The organism is Curtobacterium poinsettiae, assembly GCF_025677645.1.
GTDB lineage: Bacteria > Actinomycetota > Actinomycetes > Actinomycetales > Microbacteriaceae > Curtobacterium > Curtobacterium poinsettiae_A.
Map to the genome: position 1 here is coordinate 282664 of NZ_CP106879.1, position 15919 is coordinate 298582.

16 protein-coding genes are annotated in these 15919 nt (G+C 70.5%); 3 read left to right on the forward strand and 13 right to left on the reverse strand.

The window, feature by feature from the left end; all coding sequences use genetic code 11:
• Positions 1-63: 63 nt before the first annotated feature.
• Both OE229_RS01355 and truA read right to left on the reverse strand, forming a co-directional pair.
• Entirely contained in the window at positions 64-807 is a 744-nt protein-coding gene (locus OE229_RS01355) for an MBL fold metallo-hydrolase (protein WP_262139404.1), read from the reverse strand.
• Positions 804-1679, reverse strand: a complete 876-nt coding sequence (gene truA, locus OE229_RS01360) for a tRNA pseudouridine(38-40) synthase TruA (RefSeq protein ID WP_259578953.1) — start codon at positions 1677-1679, stop codon at positions 804-806. The genes OE229_RS01355 and truA overlap by 4 nt, the downstream gene beginning before the upstream one ends.
• 90 nt (positions 1680-1769) lie before the next feature.
• Between truA and OE229_RS01365 the strand changes: the two genes are divergently transcribed.
• Together OE229_RS01365 and OE229_RS01370 are read left to right on the forward strand one after the other, a co-directional pair.
• Positions 1770-2759, forward strand: a complete 990-nt coding sequence (locus OE229_RS01365; RefSeq protein WP_209134964.1) for an ATP-binding cassette domain-containing protein — start codon at positions 1770-1772, stop codon at positions 2757-2759.
• On the forward strand, positions 2756-3586 hold the full coding sequence (locus tag OE229_RS01370) for an ABC transporter permease (protein ID WP_259578948.1): 831 nt from the start codon (positions 2756-2758) through the stop codon (positions 3584-3586). Before OE229_RS01365 ends, OE229_RS01370 begins: the two co-directional genes overlap by 4 nt.
• 9 nt (positions 3587-3595) lie before the next feature.
• On the opposite strand, the gene OE229_RS01375 is transcribed toward OE229_RS01370, so the two are convergent.
• The 8 genes from OE229_RS01375 to infA form a co-directional block, all read right to left on the reverse strand.
• On the reverse strand, positions 3596-6802 hold the full coding sequence (locus OE229_RS01375) for a BTAD domain-containing putative transcriptional regulator (RefSeq protein ID WP_262139406.1): 3207 nt from the start codon (positions 6800-6802) through the stop codon (positions 3596-3598).
• A gap of 39 nt (positions 6803-6841) precedes the next feature.
• Positions 6842-7960, reverse strand: coding sequence for an FUSC family protein (locus OE229_RS01380; RefSeq protein ID WP_262139408.1), 1119 nt, complete (start codon positions 7958-7960; stop codon positions 6842-6844).
• 141 nt (positions 7961-8101) lie between these two features.
• The gene (gene rplQ / locus OE229_RS01385) at positions 8102-8680 is read right to left on the reverse strand and encodes a 50S ribosomal protein L17 (RefSeq protein ID WP_262139410.1); all 579 of its coding nucleotides are present in this window, start codon (positions 8678-8680) and stop codon (positions 8102-8104) included.
• Between the two features lie 63 nt (positions 8681-8743).
• On the reverse strand, positions 8744-9739 hold the full coding sequence (locus tag OE229_RS01390) for a DNA-directed RNA polymerase subunit alpha (protein ID WP_017885506.1): 996 nt from the start codon (positions 9737-9739) through the stop codon (positions 8744-8746).
• Positions 9740-9944: 205 nt separating this feature from the next.
• Complete coding sequence (gene rpsK, locus OE229_RS01395) at positions 9945-10343, reverse strand: 30S ribosomal protein S11 (RefSeq protein ID WP_017885507.1); 399 nt, start codon at positions 10341-10343, stop codon at positions 9945-9947.
• A gap of 9 nt (positions 10344-10352) precedes the next feature.
• Positions 10353-10727, reverse strand: coding sequence for a 30S ribosomal protein S13 (gene rpsM, locus OE229_RS01400; RefSeq protein ID WP_017885508.1), 375 nt, complete (start codon positions 10725-10727; stop codon positions 10353-10355).
• Positions 10728-10913: 186 nt separating this feature from the next.
• Positions 10914-11030: a 50S ribosomal protein L36 gene (gene rpmJ, locus OE229_RS01405; protein WP_022903266.1), complete on the reverse strand. Its 117-nt coding sequence runs from the start codon at positions 11028-11030 to the stop codon at positions 10914-10916.
• Positions 11031-11100: 70 nt separating this feature from the next.
• On the reverse strand, positions 11101-11322 hold the full coding sequence (gene infA / locus OE229_RS01410; protein WP_017885509.1) for a translation initiation factor IF-1: 222 nt from the start codon (positions 11320-11322) through the stop codon (positions 11101-11103).
• 294 nt (positions 11323-11616) lie between these two features.
• On the opposite strand from infA, the gene OE229_RS01415 reads away from it, so the two are divergent.
• Complete coding sequence (locus OE229_RS01415) at positions 11617-12912, forward strand: LCP family protein (protein ID WP_209134958.1); 1296 nt, start codon at positions 11617-11619, stop codon at positions 12910-12912.
• Positions 12913-13050: 138 nt separating this feature from the next.
• Here OE229_RS01415 and map read toward each other — a convergent pair whose 3' ends face one another.
• The 3 genes from map to secY are packed head-to-tail and all read right to left on the reverse strand — an operon-like array spanning position 13051 to position 15799.
• The gene (gene map, locus OE229_RS01420) at positions 13051-13884 is read right to left on the reverse strand and encodes a type I methionyl aminopeptidase (protein ID WP_371830597.1); all 834 of its coding nucleotides are present in this window, start codon (positions 13882-13884) and stop codon (positions 13051-13053) included.
• Positions 13885-13889: 5 nt separating this feature from the next.
• A complete protein-coding gene (locus OE229_RS01425) occupies positions 13890-14480 on the reverse strand; it encodes an adenylate kinase (protein ID WP_209134957.1) in 591 nt (196 codons plus the stop codon).
• Positions 14477-15799, reverse strand: a complete 1323-nt coding sequence (secY, locus tag OE229_RS01430) for a preprotein translocase subunit SecY (RefSeq protein WP_027466722.1) — start codon at positions 15797-15799, stop codon at positions 14477-14479. Before secY ends, OE229_RS01425 begins: the two co-directional genes overlap by 4 nt.
• Positions 15800-15919: the final 120 nt, after the last annotated feature.

Sequence of the window (15919 nt, forward strand, 5' to 3'; positions counted from 1 at the left end):
AGAGCCGACCGCGTTCCGCGGCGCAGCCGATCGCCCGGCATGAGCCGATCGCCTCAGGTGCCATCAGCCGATCGGCAGCCAGGCCCCACCCACGCGTCGGACGGCCGGTCCGTGTCCCGGCAGCACGAGGGCCGGGAACGGCAGCGCTCGTGCTGACTCGAGCGCCAGGTCCTGATCGGCGGTGAAGAACGGCGTGATCATCCGCGGCCGCGGGGCCCACGACCCGGGCTGGGTGTCGTGCCGACTGACGACCGCGTCGCCGGTGACGATCGCGTCCGCTGCGGGCAGCAGGTAGGCCGTCGAGCCGTCGGTGTGGCCGACGGCCGGGAACGGCGCGATCGCCCGACCCGCGAAGTCCGCACTGGTGAACGCGCGAGCGGACGGCACGGTGGTGGGTCGGAGGGCGTCGGAGCGGATCGCCCGCGCCAGCCAGGCGAGCACGCGGGGGCTGGCGAGCCGGCCGCCGATCTCCGCCGGGGTGACCTGCTGCCGCTCCGGCCCGCGCACGTTGGCGAGCTCGTCGGCGTGGGCGAGCACCTCGACGTCGGGGTACCGCTCGAGGATCCCGGGGATGCCGCCGACGTGGTCGACGTGTCCGTGCGTCACGTAGACGCGACGGAGGTCTGCGGGGTCGTGTCCGGCGGCGCGCACGGTGTCGAGCACGAGGTCGGTGTCGGCCGGGTAGCCGGCGTCGATCAGCGCGACGCCGTCCTCCTCCGCCAGCACCACCCAGTTGGACACGGGGCCCTCGACGAAGACGACTCCGGGGGCGACGGACACGACGGAACGGGGTTCGCGCGGGCTCATCCCTCGACGGTACCGTCCACCGACCGTCGGGCCCGGGTCTGTTCCGCCCGCTCCGCGAGCTCGGCGTCGGCCGGGTAGCCCACCTCGGTCAGGGTCAGTCCCTTCGCCGGCGCCGTCTTGAAGGCGCTCGTGCGTTCCTCGGCGACGCGCAGTTCCTCGAGGCGGTCCGGGCCGAAGCGGCCCTCGCCGACGGCGATGGTCGCGCCGACCATGGCCCGCACCATCGAGTGGCAGAAGGCGTCGGCCTGGAGGCGCGCCACCAGCACGCCGTCCGGCTCGCGGTCCCAGCGGAACTGCTGCAACGTCCGGATGGTCGTCGCCCCCTCGCGCGGCTTGCAGAACGTCGCGAAGTCGTGCAGCCCGAGCAGCGTCAGCGCACCGCGCTCCATCGCTGCCGGGTCGAGCCGCGCCGCGTGCCAGACCGTGTGCCCACGACGACGTGGATCGCGCGGGGCGTCGGCGTCCGCGACCCGGTACTCGTACCGGCGCCACAGCGGGGAGAACCGGGCGTCGAACCCCGCGGGTGCCACCGAGGCACCGGTCACGACGACGTCCCCCTCGGGTGCCGCGATGCCGTTGACCCGCTTGAGCAGCCCGTCGAGCGGTGACCTGCCCGACCCGCGCTTGGCGGTGAGCGCTGCCCACTGCTCGGCCGACAGGTCCAGGTGCGCGACCTGCCCGGTGGCGTGCACCCCGGCGTCGGTGCGTCCGGCGACGGTGAGCAACGGCGGTTCACCCCAGCGGGTGAACACGGTGGCGAGTGCGGCCTCGAGGGCACCCTGCACGGTCCGGAGCCCGGGCTGCCGGGCCCACCCGGAGAACGCCGCCCCGTCGTAGGCGATGTCCAGTCGCAGCCGCACCGTCTCACTCACACGACCACGGTAGCGATGTCAGCGCCACGTCAGTGCCGCGTGAGCGCCCCGCGGCAGCATCGTCCACGACATCGACGAAAGGACCCCGCGATGACCACGACACCGCTCGCGGTGGAGGCCACCGGCCTCGTGAAGACGTTCGGCTCGAACCGGGCCGTGGACGGTGTCGACCTCCGCGTGGAGGCCGGCACGGTCTACGGCGTGCTCGGTCCCAACGGCGCCGGCAAGACCACCACCATCTCCATGCTCGCGACCTTGCTCAAGGCGGACGGCGGCGAGGCTCAGATCTTCGGGCACGACGTCCGCCGAGAGGCACAGACCGTCCGGACCCTGATCGGCGTGACGGGGCAGTACGCCAGCGTCGACGAGACGCTCAGCGCGACCGAGAACCTGGTGGTCTTCGCCCGCTTGCTCGGGCTGTCCCGCGCGGACTCGAAGCGGAAGGCCGTCGAGCTGCTGGAGCGCTTCGGGCTGACCGAGGCCGCGTCCCGGCCACTCAAGGGGTTCTCCGGCGGCATGCGTCGTCGGCTGGACCTCGCCGCGAGCCTGATCGCACAACCGCCCCTGATCTTCCTCGACGAGCCGACGACCGGCCTCGACCCCCGCACCAGGGCGCAGATGTGGGACACGATCCGCGAACTCGTGGCGACCGGTTCGACCGTCCTGCTCACGACGCAGTACCTCGACGAGGCGGACCAGCTCGCCGACCGCATCGCGGTGATCGACCACGGCAGGGTCGTCGCCGAGGGCACGAGCGACGAGCTGAAGTCGAGCATCGGCACGGCATCGTTGCAGCTCCGCCTCGCCGACTCGCTCCTCCTCGACACGGCACGCGGCATCGTCCGGAACACGCTCGGCGTCGACGCGGTCGTCAGCCCCGAGGGATCGCGCCTCACCGCTCCGATGGCGGACCCCGACCGGGTGACCGACCTGCTCCTGTCGTTCCGGCAGGCCGGTGTCTCGCTCGCCGAGATGAGCGTGCAGAAGCCGACGCTCGACGAGGTCTTCCTGACCATCACCGGCGCGCCCGCACACACCGATGACGACGCCCACCACGAGCTCGAAGGGAGCATCGCATGACCACCATCACCACCACGGGGACCTCGGGTCCGCGGGTCACCCCCCGCCCCGGCGTCGGCTCGACCGGGCTCGGAGCCACGGTCCGTCAGTCGCTCACGATGGCCTACCGAGGCCTGATCAAGGTCCGGCGTACCCCCGAGCAGCTGTTCGACGTCACCTTGATGCCGATCATCTTCACCGTGATGTTCACGTACATCTTCGGGGGAGCGATCGCCGGCGACGTGGCGAGCTACCTGCCGATCATCATCCCCGGCATCCTCGTGCAGACGAACATCACGTCGTCGATCGTGACGGGCGTCCAGCTCCGCGAGGACATGGACAAGGGCGTGTTCGACCGCTTCAAGTCCCTGCCGATCGCACGGATCGCCCCGCTCGCCGGCGCCCTGCTGGCCGACACCGTGCGGTACGCGATCGCGACCGCCATCACCTTCACGGTCGGGATCGTCATGGGGCTCCGTCCGGCCGGGGGCTTCGGCGCGGTGGTCCTCGCCGGGCTGCTCGTGATCGTGGTCGCCTGGGCGATCAGCTGGATCTTCGCCTACTTCGGTGTGGTCGCCCGGACGGCGTCGAGTGTCTCCGGCATCTCGAACATGGTGCTGTTCCCGCTGACGTTCCTGTCGAACGCGTTCGTGCCAGCCGACACCCTGCCGGATTGGTTGCGCTGGTTCTCCGAGGTCAACCCGATCTCGCACCTGATCACCGCGGTCCGTGACCTGGTCAACCAGGGCACGGTGGGCGTCGACCTGTGGATCAGCCTGCTCGGTGCGGCGGTGATCGTCGCGGTGTTCGCGCCCCTGACGGTCCGCGCCTACATGCGGAAGGCCTGAACCGCACGATCAGTGGTCGCTGAAGCGCAGCTGCTCGAGCAGCGCCCGCGCCCGCGAGACGGCCTCGGCCCGGTCCCAACCGGCCGAGGCCGTCTCGGCGTCCTTCACGGCCGCGTCGCCGAGCGCGGTCACCAGCAACGGCCGCATGCGGGTGTGCGCGAGCACCCCGAAGTCCTGCCGAGACCCGAGCCGAGCAGTCACCCCCCACGCCTGCGCAGCGAAGTCCGACTGACCGGTCCGGACTGCGGCGAGCGCCAGCCCGAGCAGGGTGGTCCCGATGACCGGGAGGTCGAGCCACCACGGGTGCAGGCGCAGCATCACGAGCGCACCGACCCGCAGGCGTCTCGCGACCGCCACATCGGTGGCCGGGAGGCCCGGGGCGCTCCCGGCGGTCCGGCTCACCGCCGCCTCGTCAGCAGCCGCGATCCGCGCCACGCCCGCCATCAGGCTCCAGTGCGGCGTCTCCTTCCGGATCGGGGCGATCGCGTCCCAGGCGGCGGCGTATGCGGCCGCCGCCTCGTCGAGGTCGCCCTCGTACCGGGCGCACTCGGCGGCGATCGCCGTCGCGAGGACGCCGATTTGCATCCGGTCGCCGTCGAACCCGCCACGGCCCTCCGACGGCCGCTGCCGCAGGTCGTCGGCGACGGCCCTGGCGCGTGCCACGTCGCCGGTCGTCGCCGCGCAGAGCCCGACCGTCCATCCGATCTCGTACAGGTCGTCGTCGGCGCCGAACCGTTCGAGTTGCTCCCGCGCGGCCTCGGCGGCCGCCAACGCCTCGGAGTGGCGCCCGGTCTGTGCGAGCAGCTGCGTGACGGTGACGGCGGTCGACCCAGCGGTCCACGCGTCGTTGCTGATCCGTGCGAGCGCTTCGGCGCGGTGGGCGTACCGCAGGGCGACGGCCGTGTCACCGTCGTTCTCGGCCAGCGGCGCACTGAGCATGTTCGCCAGGCACGCCACCCCGGGCTCCGGGTCCTCGCGCAGGCGGGCCAGCAGGGCACTGCCGTCGGCAGGCCGGCCAAGGGTCAGCACCAGCGCGGCCTGTGCGTCGAGGACCGCGTACCCGGTGCTGCCGCCGGCGGACACCCGCCGCAGGGCCGACACTGCGAGGGCAGCCGTCCGCCGGTCGCCGAACGCGGCAGACGCCCCGGCGACGACGAGGCCCACCACCACGGCGTTGCGGTCCTCCGGCGCTGGGACGGTGCCGCCCAGCAGCGGCACGACGTCCGGGCCGAGGGCGACGACCTCGCCGTGCGCACCTCGGAGCGACCAGTACCCGGCGAGCGCGGCGAAGAGGTGCGCGACCGCGGATGCGTCGCCGGCGCGCAGGCTCCAGCGCAACAGCGTGACGATGTTGTCCGCCTCACGTCCGACCTGCCGGAAGCACTCGAGCTGCGGCTCGCCCGTGATGGTCAGCAGGTTGCGGGCGGCGGTGAAGCCGCGACCCCACCGGATCATGGCGGACCGCACGTCCTCGGTCGCCCCGGCATCCCGGAGCCGTGCGGCTCCGAACTCGCGGACCGTCTCGAGCAGCCGGTACCGCACCGGTTCGCCCACGTGCTCGACCAGCTGCACGAGGGACTGTTCGACCAGCTCGGCGAGGTCGTCGAGCGCCTCTCCGCGGCGTCCGGGCAGCGTCACCGACTCGACGGCGTCGACCGCCAGCCCGTCCGGGAACAGCGCGAGACGGGTCAGCAGGTTCTGCGCACCGTCGTTCAGCAATCGCCAGCTCCACTCGATCACCGCGAGGAGGGTGCGGTGCCGCTCGGGAGCACTCCGGTCGCCGCCGCGGAGCAGCGCGAACCGGTCGTCGAGTCGGCGCTCGATCTCCTCGGTGCTCATGCCACGGATCCGCGCGGCCGCGAGTTCGATCGCCAGGGGCGATCCGTCCAGCCGCGTGCAGATCCGGCGAACGGCGTCCACGGGCAGCACCGCGCCCGGACGCGCCGCCCGCGCCCGCTCGGTGAACAGGCGCACGGCGGCGCCGTCCGCGGCGACCGGCAGGGGTGCCAGGGGGGCCACGACCTCGCCGGCGATCGCCAGCGGTGCCCGCGAGGTCGTGAGGATCCGGAGCTGCGGCACCGTCGCGAGCAGGTCGGCTGCGAAGGTCGCGACCTCGGCGACCAGGTGCTCGCAGTTGTCGAGCACGAGCACGGTGGGACCGTCGGCCAGGGCGTGGACGACCCGCGATCCGAGGTCCGCGGCGACGGCGTCCCGGAGCGACCGGGTCGATCGGAACTCCCCGATTCCGAGCAGCGCGGCGAGCGCTGGGACGATGTCCTCCGCCGCGGTGAGCGGCGCGAGCTCGAAGACCACGACCCCGGTCGTCGGCGGCAGGGCGGCTGCGACCGCCTGCGCCAGGCGGGTCTTGCCGAGTCCGCCGGCACCGAGGATCGTGACCAGCCGGCTCTTCGAGAGCTGGTCGCCCACGGCGGCCAGGTCGTCCTGTCGCCCGACCAACGCGTTCGGCGCCGCCCGCAGTCCGATGCGCCGCGCAGTGCCGGCGGCCACGTCGGACCGACGGAGCAGGTCGGCGTTCAGACGGACCAGGTCTGCCGACGGGTCGGCGCCGAGTTCGTCGGCGAGACGGTCCCGGTGCGCCGCGAACACGGTGAGCGCCTCAGTGGTTCGGCCCGCTGCGGCGAGGGAGCGCATCGCCCCGGCTGCTGCGACCTCGTCGAAGGGGTTCGCGAGCGACTCGGCTGCCCACACCTCGGCTGCCTCGTCCGCGTGTCCGTCGTCGGAAAGAGCGGCGCCGAGCGCCCGTCGGAGCCCGCGGCGGACGGCGTTCGCCCGGTCGGCCAGCGCCGTGCCCGGCTCCCCGTCGACGTCCGCCCCGGGGTCACCGCGCCAGAGGCCCAGTGCGGCGGAGACGGCCGCGCGGTCACCGTTGCCGAGTGCCTGTTCGGCTCGGAACAGGTCGATGTCGTCCGGACCGCCACCGAGCGCGTACCCGGTGCTCGTGGACACGACGATGCCGTCCGCGACTCCCCGGCGCAGTCGCGAGACGAGCGCCTGCAGTGCAGCTCGCGCACCGCGCGGCCGTTCGTTCGGCCACAGGTCCTCGATCAGGGACTCGCTCGTCAGCGCGTTGCCGCGTGCGAGCACGAGCGCTGTCAGGAACACCCTGGCGAGCGCCCCCGGCACCGCGGTCGGGGCGCCGTCGGCGTCGTCCACGGTGATCGGACCGAGGACGGCGATGCGGGGGCGGTCGGTCACGAGGGCGAGTCTACGGACGACCGCGCACGTGCCGGTCACTCAGCCGCGCGGACGACCGAACGCCGACGGACCGGTCCGGGTGTCGAGGTCGTCGGTGGCCCGTCGTTCCGACTCGACGATCCCGCGCAGTGCGACGAGCGCAGCCGAGGTGACCGCGACGTGCGAGGGGTTCTCACGTGATGCGTCGAGCGCGCGCTCGAGTCGTGCGATGGCCTCTTCGGCCTGGTCCTCCGGGGAGTCGCCACGGATCGTGTTGGCGATCTGCCGCAGTGCCTCGGCGATGGGGGTGGCGAACGCCGGATCCGGACGACCGACGCCCTCGGACACCGGGCCGGAGCGTGCCACGAGTTCGGTGAGGTCGGTCGTGTACCAGGCGACCCGCTCCAGTGCACGGAAGCGTCCACCGTCCTTCTGCAGCCGCGCTCGGGACCCGCGCAGCGCACCACGGGGGTTGAGCCGACGACTCTCGTGCGCGATCGCCACCCGCGACCGCACGTCCGCGATCGCACGGTCCAGACGGTCCTGCTGGTGGTCCCACGCCTTCTCGTCGCGCTTGCCCTCCTCGAGCACGGTGGCCAGACCGTCGAGGTGGTCCGCCAGCACGCCGTTCACCGTGTCGATGCGGTATTCAGCGTCCCAGAAGTGCAGCGGCGGGAACACCAGGAAGTTGACGAGCAGCCCGACGACGACACCCACGGCCATCTGCACGAGGTACCCGAGCGAGTAGCCCTCGGCGTGCGCGCCGCCGACGAGCAGGACGAAGAGCGCCGCGGTGGACACCCACGAGCTGCCCTCGCCCAGCACGCGGAACCCGCCGACCAGGACACCGACGCCGACCGCGAGCGCGATCGCGAGGAAGCCCGGGTCGCCGATCCACATCGTGAACGCGGCGATGAGGATGCCGAGGGCGATCCCGACCAGCGTCTGCACACCGCTCCGGATGCCCGCGAACACCGTGGTCTGCATCGCGACGACGGCGCCGAGTGGTGCGTAGTACGGGTACTCGGCCGCGACGCCCGGGATGTGCTGCGCCACGAACCAGGCGATCACCGCAGCGGCCGCGGCCTTGCCCGCGTGCAGCAGGCGCGGCTGCGTGCCCGAGGTCCGGCTCCACCGCCAGACCCGGGTCCCCAGACCCGCAACGTGCTGGAACGCCATGACTTCCTTCCCTGTCCTGGTGATCGGCCACCGTACGCGGCACGCCGCAGCTGCCGTCCGCTCTGCGAACACGAGGAAGCCCCCGCGACCTGGGTCGCGGGGGCTTCCTCGTGGTGGTGCAGCGCCCCGGAGGGCACCGGACTACTTGGTGTCGGCGTCGTCCGACTTCTCGGCGGCGTCGGCCTCGACCTCGGCAGCAGCCTCGGTCTCGGACTCGGTCTCGACCGGTGCGGACTCCTCGGTGGTCTCGGTCTCCTCGACCGGGGCCTCCTCGGTGGTCTCGTCAGCGGCGGGCTCGTCGATCGGGGCGGCAGCAGCGGCCGGAGCCGAGTTGCGCTTGACCGGAGCGGGCGTGCTCGAGACGGGCTCGAGGACGAGCTCGATCGACGCCAGCGGGGCGTTGTCGCCCTTGCGGAAGCCGAGCTTCGTGATGCGGGTGTAGCCGCCCTGGCGGTCCTCGACCTGGGGGGCGATCTCGGTGAACAGCGTGTGCACGACGGACTTGTCGCGCAGGATGCTGATCACACGACGACGCGCGTGCAGGTCGCCGCGCTTCGCGAACGTGATGAGACGCTCGGCGACCGGGCGGAGGCGCTTGGCCTTCGTCTCGGTGGTCGTGATGCGACCGTGCGTGAAGAGGGCGTTGGCGAGGTTGCTCAGGAGCAGGCGCTCGTGGGCGGGACCGCCACCGAGGCGGGGGCCCTTGGTGGGCTTCGGCATGTCAGTTCTCCAGTGGTGAAAGTGGTGCGCGCGGTGTCAGCGCGCGTGCGCGTGAGCGCGAGGTCAGTTGTTGGACTCGTCCTCGTCGTACCCGCTGTAGAAGTGGGCGCCGTCGAATCCGGGGACGGTGTCCTTGAGGGACAGGCCGAGCTCGGTGAGCTTGTCCTTGACCTCGTCCACCGACTTCTGACCGAAGTTGCGGATGTTCATGAGCTGCGTCTCCGAGAGGGCGACGAGCTCGGACACCGTGTTGATGCCCTCCCGCTTCAGGCAGTTGTAGCTGCGGACCGACAGGTCGAGGTCCTCGATCGGGGTCTGCAGTTCGTTCGAGAGCACGGCGTCGACCGGCGCGGGGCCGATCTCGATGCCCTCGGCCGCCGTGTTGAGCTCGCGAGCGAGCCCGAACAGCTCGACCAGCGTGCGACCAGCCGACGCGATGGCGTCACGCGGCGTGATGGCCGGCTTCGCTTCGACGTCGACGACCAGGCGGTCGAAGTCCGTGCGCTCACCGGCACGCGTCGCCTCGACGCGGTAGGTGACCTTGAGGACCGGCGAGTAGATCGAGTCGATCGGGATCTGACCGGCTTCGCTGAACTCGGAACGGTTCTGCGTCGCCGAGACGTAGCCACGGCCACGCTCGATCGTGAGCTCGAGCTCGAAGCGTGCGGTGTCGTTCAGGGTCGCGATGACGAGTTCCGGGTTGTGGATCTCGACGCCGGCCGGAGCGGAGATGTCCGCTGCGGTGACCTGACCGGCACCCTGCTTGCGCAGGTACGCCGTGATGGGCTCGTCGTGCTCGCTGGAGACGACCAGGCTCTTGATGTTGAGGATGATCTCGGTGACGTCTTCCTTGACACCGGGAACGGTGCTGAACTCGTGGAGGACGCCGTCGATGCGGATGCTGGTGACAGCCGCGCCGGGGATCGAGGAGAGGAGCGTGCGGCGCAGCGAGTTGCCGAGGGTGTAACCGAAGCCCGGCTCGAGCGGCTCGATGACGAAGCGCGAGCGGTGCTCGGAGATCGGCTCCTCGGTCAGGGTGGGGCGCTGTGCAATGAGCACTGTGGGATTCCTTTCGGCGAAGTGTCCGCTATATGACACTTGGCGGTACGACGGGGCCGCATGGGCCCCGACGGGTCTGTTGAGTTGTGATCACGCGCACACACGTGCGCGATCGAACGACCAGGAATGGCCGCGGGCCCTGCCCGCCCTCGCCGGAACGGATCCGGTCAGGGGACGAGCAGGGCGCGGCCGGTTGCTCCTCGCGTCAGACGCGACGGCGCTTGGGCGGGCGGCACCCGTTGTGCGCCTGCGGCGTGACGTCGTTGATCGAGCCGACCTCGAGGCCAGCGGCCTGGAGGGAGCGGATCGCGGTCTCGCGACCCGAACCCGGGCCCTTCACGAAGACGTCGACCTTCTTGACGCCGTGCTCCTGCGCCTGACGCGCAGCGGACTCGGCGGCGAGCTGCGCCGCGAACGGCGTCGACTTGCGCGAACCCTTGAAGCCCACGGCACCCGAGGACGCCCAGCTGAGGACGGCACCCGACGGGTCGGTGATGCTGACGATCGTGTTGTTGAACGTGCTCTTGATGTGGGCCTGGCCCACGGCGACGTTCTTCTTCTCCTTGCGGCGCGGCTTGCGCGCGGCAGTCTTGGGGGTAGCCATCGGGGTCTCCTATCGAGCCTTCTTCTTGCCTGCCACGGTGCGCTTCGGTCCCTTGCGGGTACGAGCGTTGGTCTTGGTGCGCTGACCGCGCACCGGGAGACCACGACGGTGGCGAAGACCCTCGTAGCTGCCGATCTCGACCTTGCGGCGGATGTCGGCGGCGACCTCACGGCGGAGGTCACCCTCGACCTTGAAGTTGCCCTCGATGAAGTCACGGAGGGCGACGAGCTGGTCGTCGGTCAGGTCCTTGACGCGGATGTCACCGGAGATACCGGTCTCCGTCAGTGCCTGGACGGCGCGGGTACGGCCGACGCCGTAGATGTACGTGAGTGCGATCTCCACGCGCTTCTCGCGCGGGATGTCGACGCCTGCTAGACGTGCCATGTGATGGCTGCTCCTGTTGTCGATGGAGGTGTGGCGCAGTACCGGTGCTCGGGCCTCCGCCCCGAGGTGTCCCCCGGCCGTCGTGCGACCGGGTTCTGGTACTGCGTTGTCGATCTTCAGTTGTGGGTCGTGCTCGAGCAGCCTGGTGTCCGATGGACACCGTCGGCGCCGGTCACGCGCCCGGGACTAGCCCTGGCGCTGCTTGTGACGCGGGTTGCTCTTGCAGATCACCATGACGCGGCCCTTGCGGCGAATCACACGGCAGTGTTCGCAGATGGGCTTGACGCTGGGGTTGACCTTCATGGTTCTTTCCTCGTGCTCGCTGGCTTCGTGCTCGGCAGGATTGCCGTGCCGTTCCTTTCCAGCTCGCGGATCACTTGTAGCGGTAGACGATCCGGCCGCGGGTCAGGTCGTACGGGCTCAGCTCCACGATCACGCGGTCCTCGGGGAGGATGCGGATGTAGTGCTGGCGCATCTTCCCGGAGATGTGCGCGAGGACCTTGTGTCCGTTCGTCAGCTCAACGCGGAACATCGCGTTGGGCAGAGCTTCGAGCACCGAGCCTTCGATCTCGATGACGCCGTCTTTCTTGGCCATAGCCTCACTGTCGCTTGGTTGTGGAACAGGTGTGATCCCCGAACCGGTCTGCGGGTCGGTCGCCACACCCGAGAGGGCATGACACACCAAAGATCGATCTTATGTGGTAAACCCGCAATTGCCAAGTGGGGGCGCGGAACACCCCACGTCTGGGGCTTCCGGAGCCGTGCCTGAGCGTTCCACAGTGGTTTGACGGCGCGCTCCGGGCGCGCACTTGCGCGCGAACCGTAGTTTTGCTCCGCAGCCACGTCCGTCGCACCAGCAGCTCGCGCCGGACCACCGAACGGAGAACACGTGCCCGACGCCACCCGACGCCCCTTCGCCAGCCACGGCAAGCAGGCCCGTCGCCGGGGCTGGGGCACGCTCGTCACCGTCGTCGCCTCCGCCGTGGCCGTCCTGCTCGTCAGCGGCACGAGCGTCGCCGCGATCGCCGGGGCGCAGCTCGCCACCGCGCCGCAGACCGTCGCGCTGAGCACCGACGACCAGAGCACCGCCAAGACCGCGGACATCTCGGCGATCAAGGGCGGGGCGAACATCCTGCTCATCGGCAGCGACACCCGGGTCGGCCAGTTCGACTCCGACGAGGACGTCGAGGGTGCCCGGAACGACGTCACGATGCTCATTCACATCTCGGCGGACCACCAGCAGCTCACCGCGGTCAGCTTCCCCAGGGACCTGATGGTCCCCATCCCGGCCTGCACGAATCCCGCGACCGGCACGACCTACCCCGCGTCCACCTCGGCGATGTTCAACACCGCACTCGGCAACGGCGGCGTCTCCTGCGTCGTGGACACCGTCGAGAACCTGACCGGTCTGAGCATCCCCTACGCCGGGCTCATCACCTTCGACGGCGTGATCGAGATGTCGAACGCCCTCGGCGGCGTGGACGTCTGCGTCGCCGAGCCGATCGACGACACGTTCACCGGCCTGCACCTGACGACGGGCTCGCACTCCCTCGAGGGCTCGGACGCCCTGGCCTTCCTGCGCACTCGCCACGGGGTGGGCGACGGCAGCGACCTCGCCCGCATCAGCTCGCAGCAGGTGTTCCTGTCGGCGCTCCTTCGCAAGGTCACCTCGGACGGCACGCTCTCGAACCCCATCACGCTCTACAAGCTGGCGGGCGCCGCCCTGTCCAACATGACGCTGTCCGACGGCCTGGCCCAGACCGGCACCCTGGTCAAGCTCGCCGCGGCGCTGCGCGGGATGAGCACGGCCAACATGCTCTTCGTGCAGTACCCGGTTGCCGATGATCCGGCGGACAGCGCCCGGGTGATCGTCGACCAGGAGACGGCCCACACCCTGAACGTGGCGCTGCAGAACGACGTCCGGTCCTCGCTGAGCGACTCGAGCACCGGTCGCGCGTCCGAGGAGTCGCCGTCGAGCGGCGGGACGTCGAGCGGCGCCGGGTCGTCCGGCTCCTCGGGATCGTCCGGCTCCTCTGGTGGAACCGGGACCTCGTCGTCCGCCGGCACGCCGTCAGCGACGCCGAGCGCGGCCGCCACGCGGACGCCGACCGCATCGGCGACGCCGCTGCCCTCGTCGATCACCGGGCAGAGCGCCTCCGAGGAGACCTGCTCCGTCGGCAACTGACGCGACGCCACGGCGTGCGCCAGGCACCGGTCCGGTGGATCCGCGCGACGTGGTCGACGCGGCGGACGTCAGCCGGGCCTCCTGGCCGTCGCATCCTGCGAGCCAGCGTGGGCACCGCATGCGGACTGGAGGCCCGTCCTACGGGATCGGGACGGGCGTCACACCCAGCGGGGCCAGTCCCCGAGCGCCGCCGTCGGCGGCCGTGAGCACCCAGACACCGCCCGCGTGCACTGCCACGCTGTGCTCCCAGTGCGCGGCGTCGGAGCCGTCGAGGGTGCGGACGGTCCAGTCGTCGTCGTCCGTCGAGCTGTCGATCGTGCCGGCCGTGACCATGGGCTCGATGGCGACAACCAGCCCCGGCTTGACCGCAGGGCCGGCACCACGGACGCGGTAGTTGAAGACCGGCGGGTCCTCGTGCATCGACCGGCCGATGCCGTGGCCGGTGTAGTCCTCGACGATGCCCCACGCCCCGGTCTCGTCGATCGCGTCCTCCACGGCGGAGCCGACCTCGTGCAGGTTCGTCGCGTGGGCGAGCGCGGCGATGCCGTGCCACAGCGACCGCTCCGTCGTGTCGCAGAGCGTCTGCCGGGCCGCGGTGACCGCTGCGTCGCCACCGGGCACGACGGTCGTGAACGCGCTGTCGCCGTTCCAGCCGTCGACCTCGGCGCCGGCGTCCACCGACACGATGTCACCGGGCGCGAGCACGCGGTCACCGGGGATCCCGTGCACGATCTCGTCGTTCACCGACACGCACAGCGTGTGGCGGTAGCCGGGCACGAGCTGGAAGTTCGGGACCCCGCCGCCGTCACGGATGGTGCGCTCCGCGATCGCGTCGAGTTCGCCGGTGGTGATGCCCGGTCGGATCGCTGCACGGACCGCGTCGAGCGCCTCGGCGGTCAGCAGGCCCGGCCGGACCATCGCCCGGAGCTCGTCCGGAGTCTTGTAGATCGAGGGCTTCTTGAACCGCACCACGCTGGTCAGACGGTCGCGGAGAGCCCGCGGCCCGCCAGCGCGGCCTGGATGCGGTCGCCGACCTCGTCGATGGCGCCGAGGCCGTCGACGTCGACCACGAGGCCACGCTCGCCGTACGCCGCCACGATGGGCGCCGTCTGCTCGACGTACACCTGCTGGCGACGACGGATCGTCTCCTCGTTGTCGTCGCTGCGGCCCTGGTCCTCTGCGCGCTTGAGCAGGCGACCGACGAGCTCGTCCTGGTCGGCGACGAGCTGCACCACGGCGTCGATCCCGGTGCCCTGCTCAGCGAGCAGTGCGTCGAGGTACTCGACCTGGCCGACCGTACGCGGGTAGCCGTCCAGCAGGAAGCCGTGCTCGGCGTCGGGCTCCTGCAGGCGGGACTTCACGAGCTCGTTCGTCAGGGAGTCCGGGACGTAGTCACCGGCGTCCATGATCGCCTTCGCCTGCACACCGAGGGGCGTGCCCTCTGCCACGTTCTTGCGGAAGATGTCCCCGGTCGAGATCGCAGGGATCCCGAGGGAATCGGCGATGCGGCCGGCCTGGGTGCCCTTCCCGGCTCCGGGAGGTCCGACGATGATGAGACGTGCGCTCAACGGAGAAGCCCTTCGTAGTGACGCTGCTGCAGCTGCGAGTCGATCTGCTTCACGGTCTCGAGACCGACACCGACGATGATCAGGATGCTCGCGCCACCGAACGGGAAGTTCTGGTTCGCGCCGAACAGCGCCAGTGCTGCCAGCGGGATGAGCGCGATGAGACCGAGGTAGAGCGAGCCGGGCAGCGTCACCCGGGTGAGGACGTAGTCGAGGTACTCGGCGGTCGGACGACCGGCACGGATGCCGGGGATGAACCCGCCGTACTTCTTCATGTTGTCGGCGACCTCTTCGGGGTTGAAGGTGATCGCCACGTAGAAGTACGTGAACCCGACGATGAGCAGGAAGTACAGGACCATGTAGAACCAGTTGTCACCCGAGGTCAGGTTGTTCTGGATCCAGGTCACCCATGCGGCGGGCTCGGAGCCGTCCGACGGCTGGTTGAACTGCGCGATCAGGGCCGGCAGGTACAGCAGCGACGAGGCGAAGATGACGGGCACGACACCGGCCATGTTCACCTTGATCGGGATGTAGGTGTTGTTGCCGCCGTACGTCCGCCGCCCGACCATGCGCTTGGCGTACTGCACGGGGATCCGCCGCTGTGACTGCTCGACGAACACGACGGCCATCATGATCACGAGTCCGACCAGGATCACGAACAGGAACAGCTCGAACGACTGCGACTGCTCGATCGCCCAGAGCGCCGACGGGAACTGCGCCGCGATCGACGTGAAGATCAGGAGCGACATGCCGTTGCCGATGCCGCGCTCGGTGACGAGCTCGCCCATCCACATGATGAGGCCGGTACCGGCGGTCAGCGTGACGACCATCAGCATGATGGCGTACCAGCTGTCGTTCGAGATGATCGACGTGCAGGACGCGGAGGCGTTGGTGCCGAACAGCGCGCCGGAGCGGGCCACCGTGATCAGGGTCGTGGACTGCAGGACACCGAGCGCGATCGTGAGGTAACGCGTGTACTGCGTGAGCTTCGCCTGGCCGGACTGGCCCTCCTTGTAGAGGGTGTCGAAGTGCGGGATGACCACACGCAGGAGCTGCACGATGATCGACGAGGTGATGTACGGCATGATGCCGAGCGCGAAGACCGAGAGCTTCAGCAGCGCGCCGCCGGAGAAGAGGTTGATCAGGTCGTAGAGGCCGCCGGAGGACGACGCGCTGGCGAGACAGCTCTGCACGGCGGCGTAGTCGACGAACGGTGCCGGGATGTACGACCCGAGACGGAACAGCGCGATGATCGCGAGGGTGAAGCCGATCTTCTTGCGAAGATCAGGGGTGCGCATGATGCGCGCGACCGCTCTGAACACGATGACTCCGAACTTGTGGGACCGGGGCCGTCGATCGCGGCCGGACCGGTTTCGGTCGGCAGGGCCGACCCGGCTGGCGGATGCCGGCCACTGTCAAGGAAACCGTAACGGCGGCCCGTG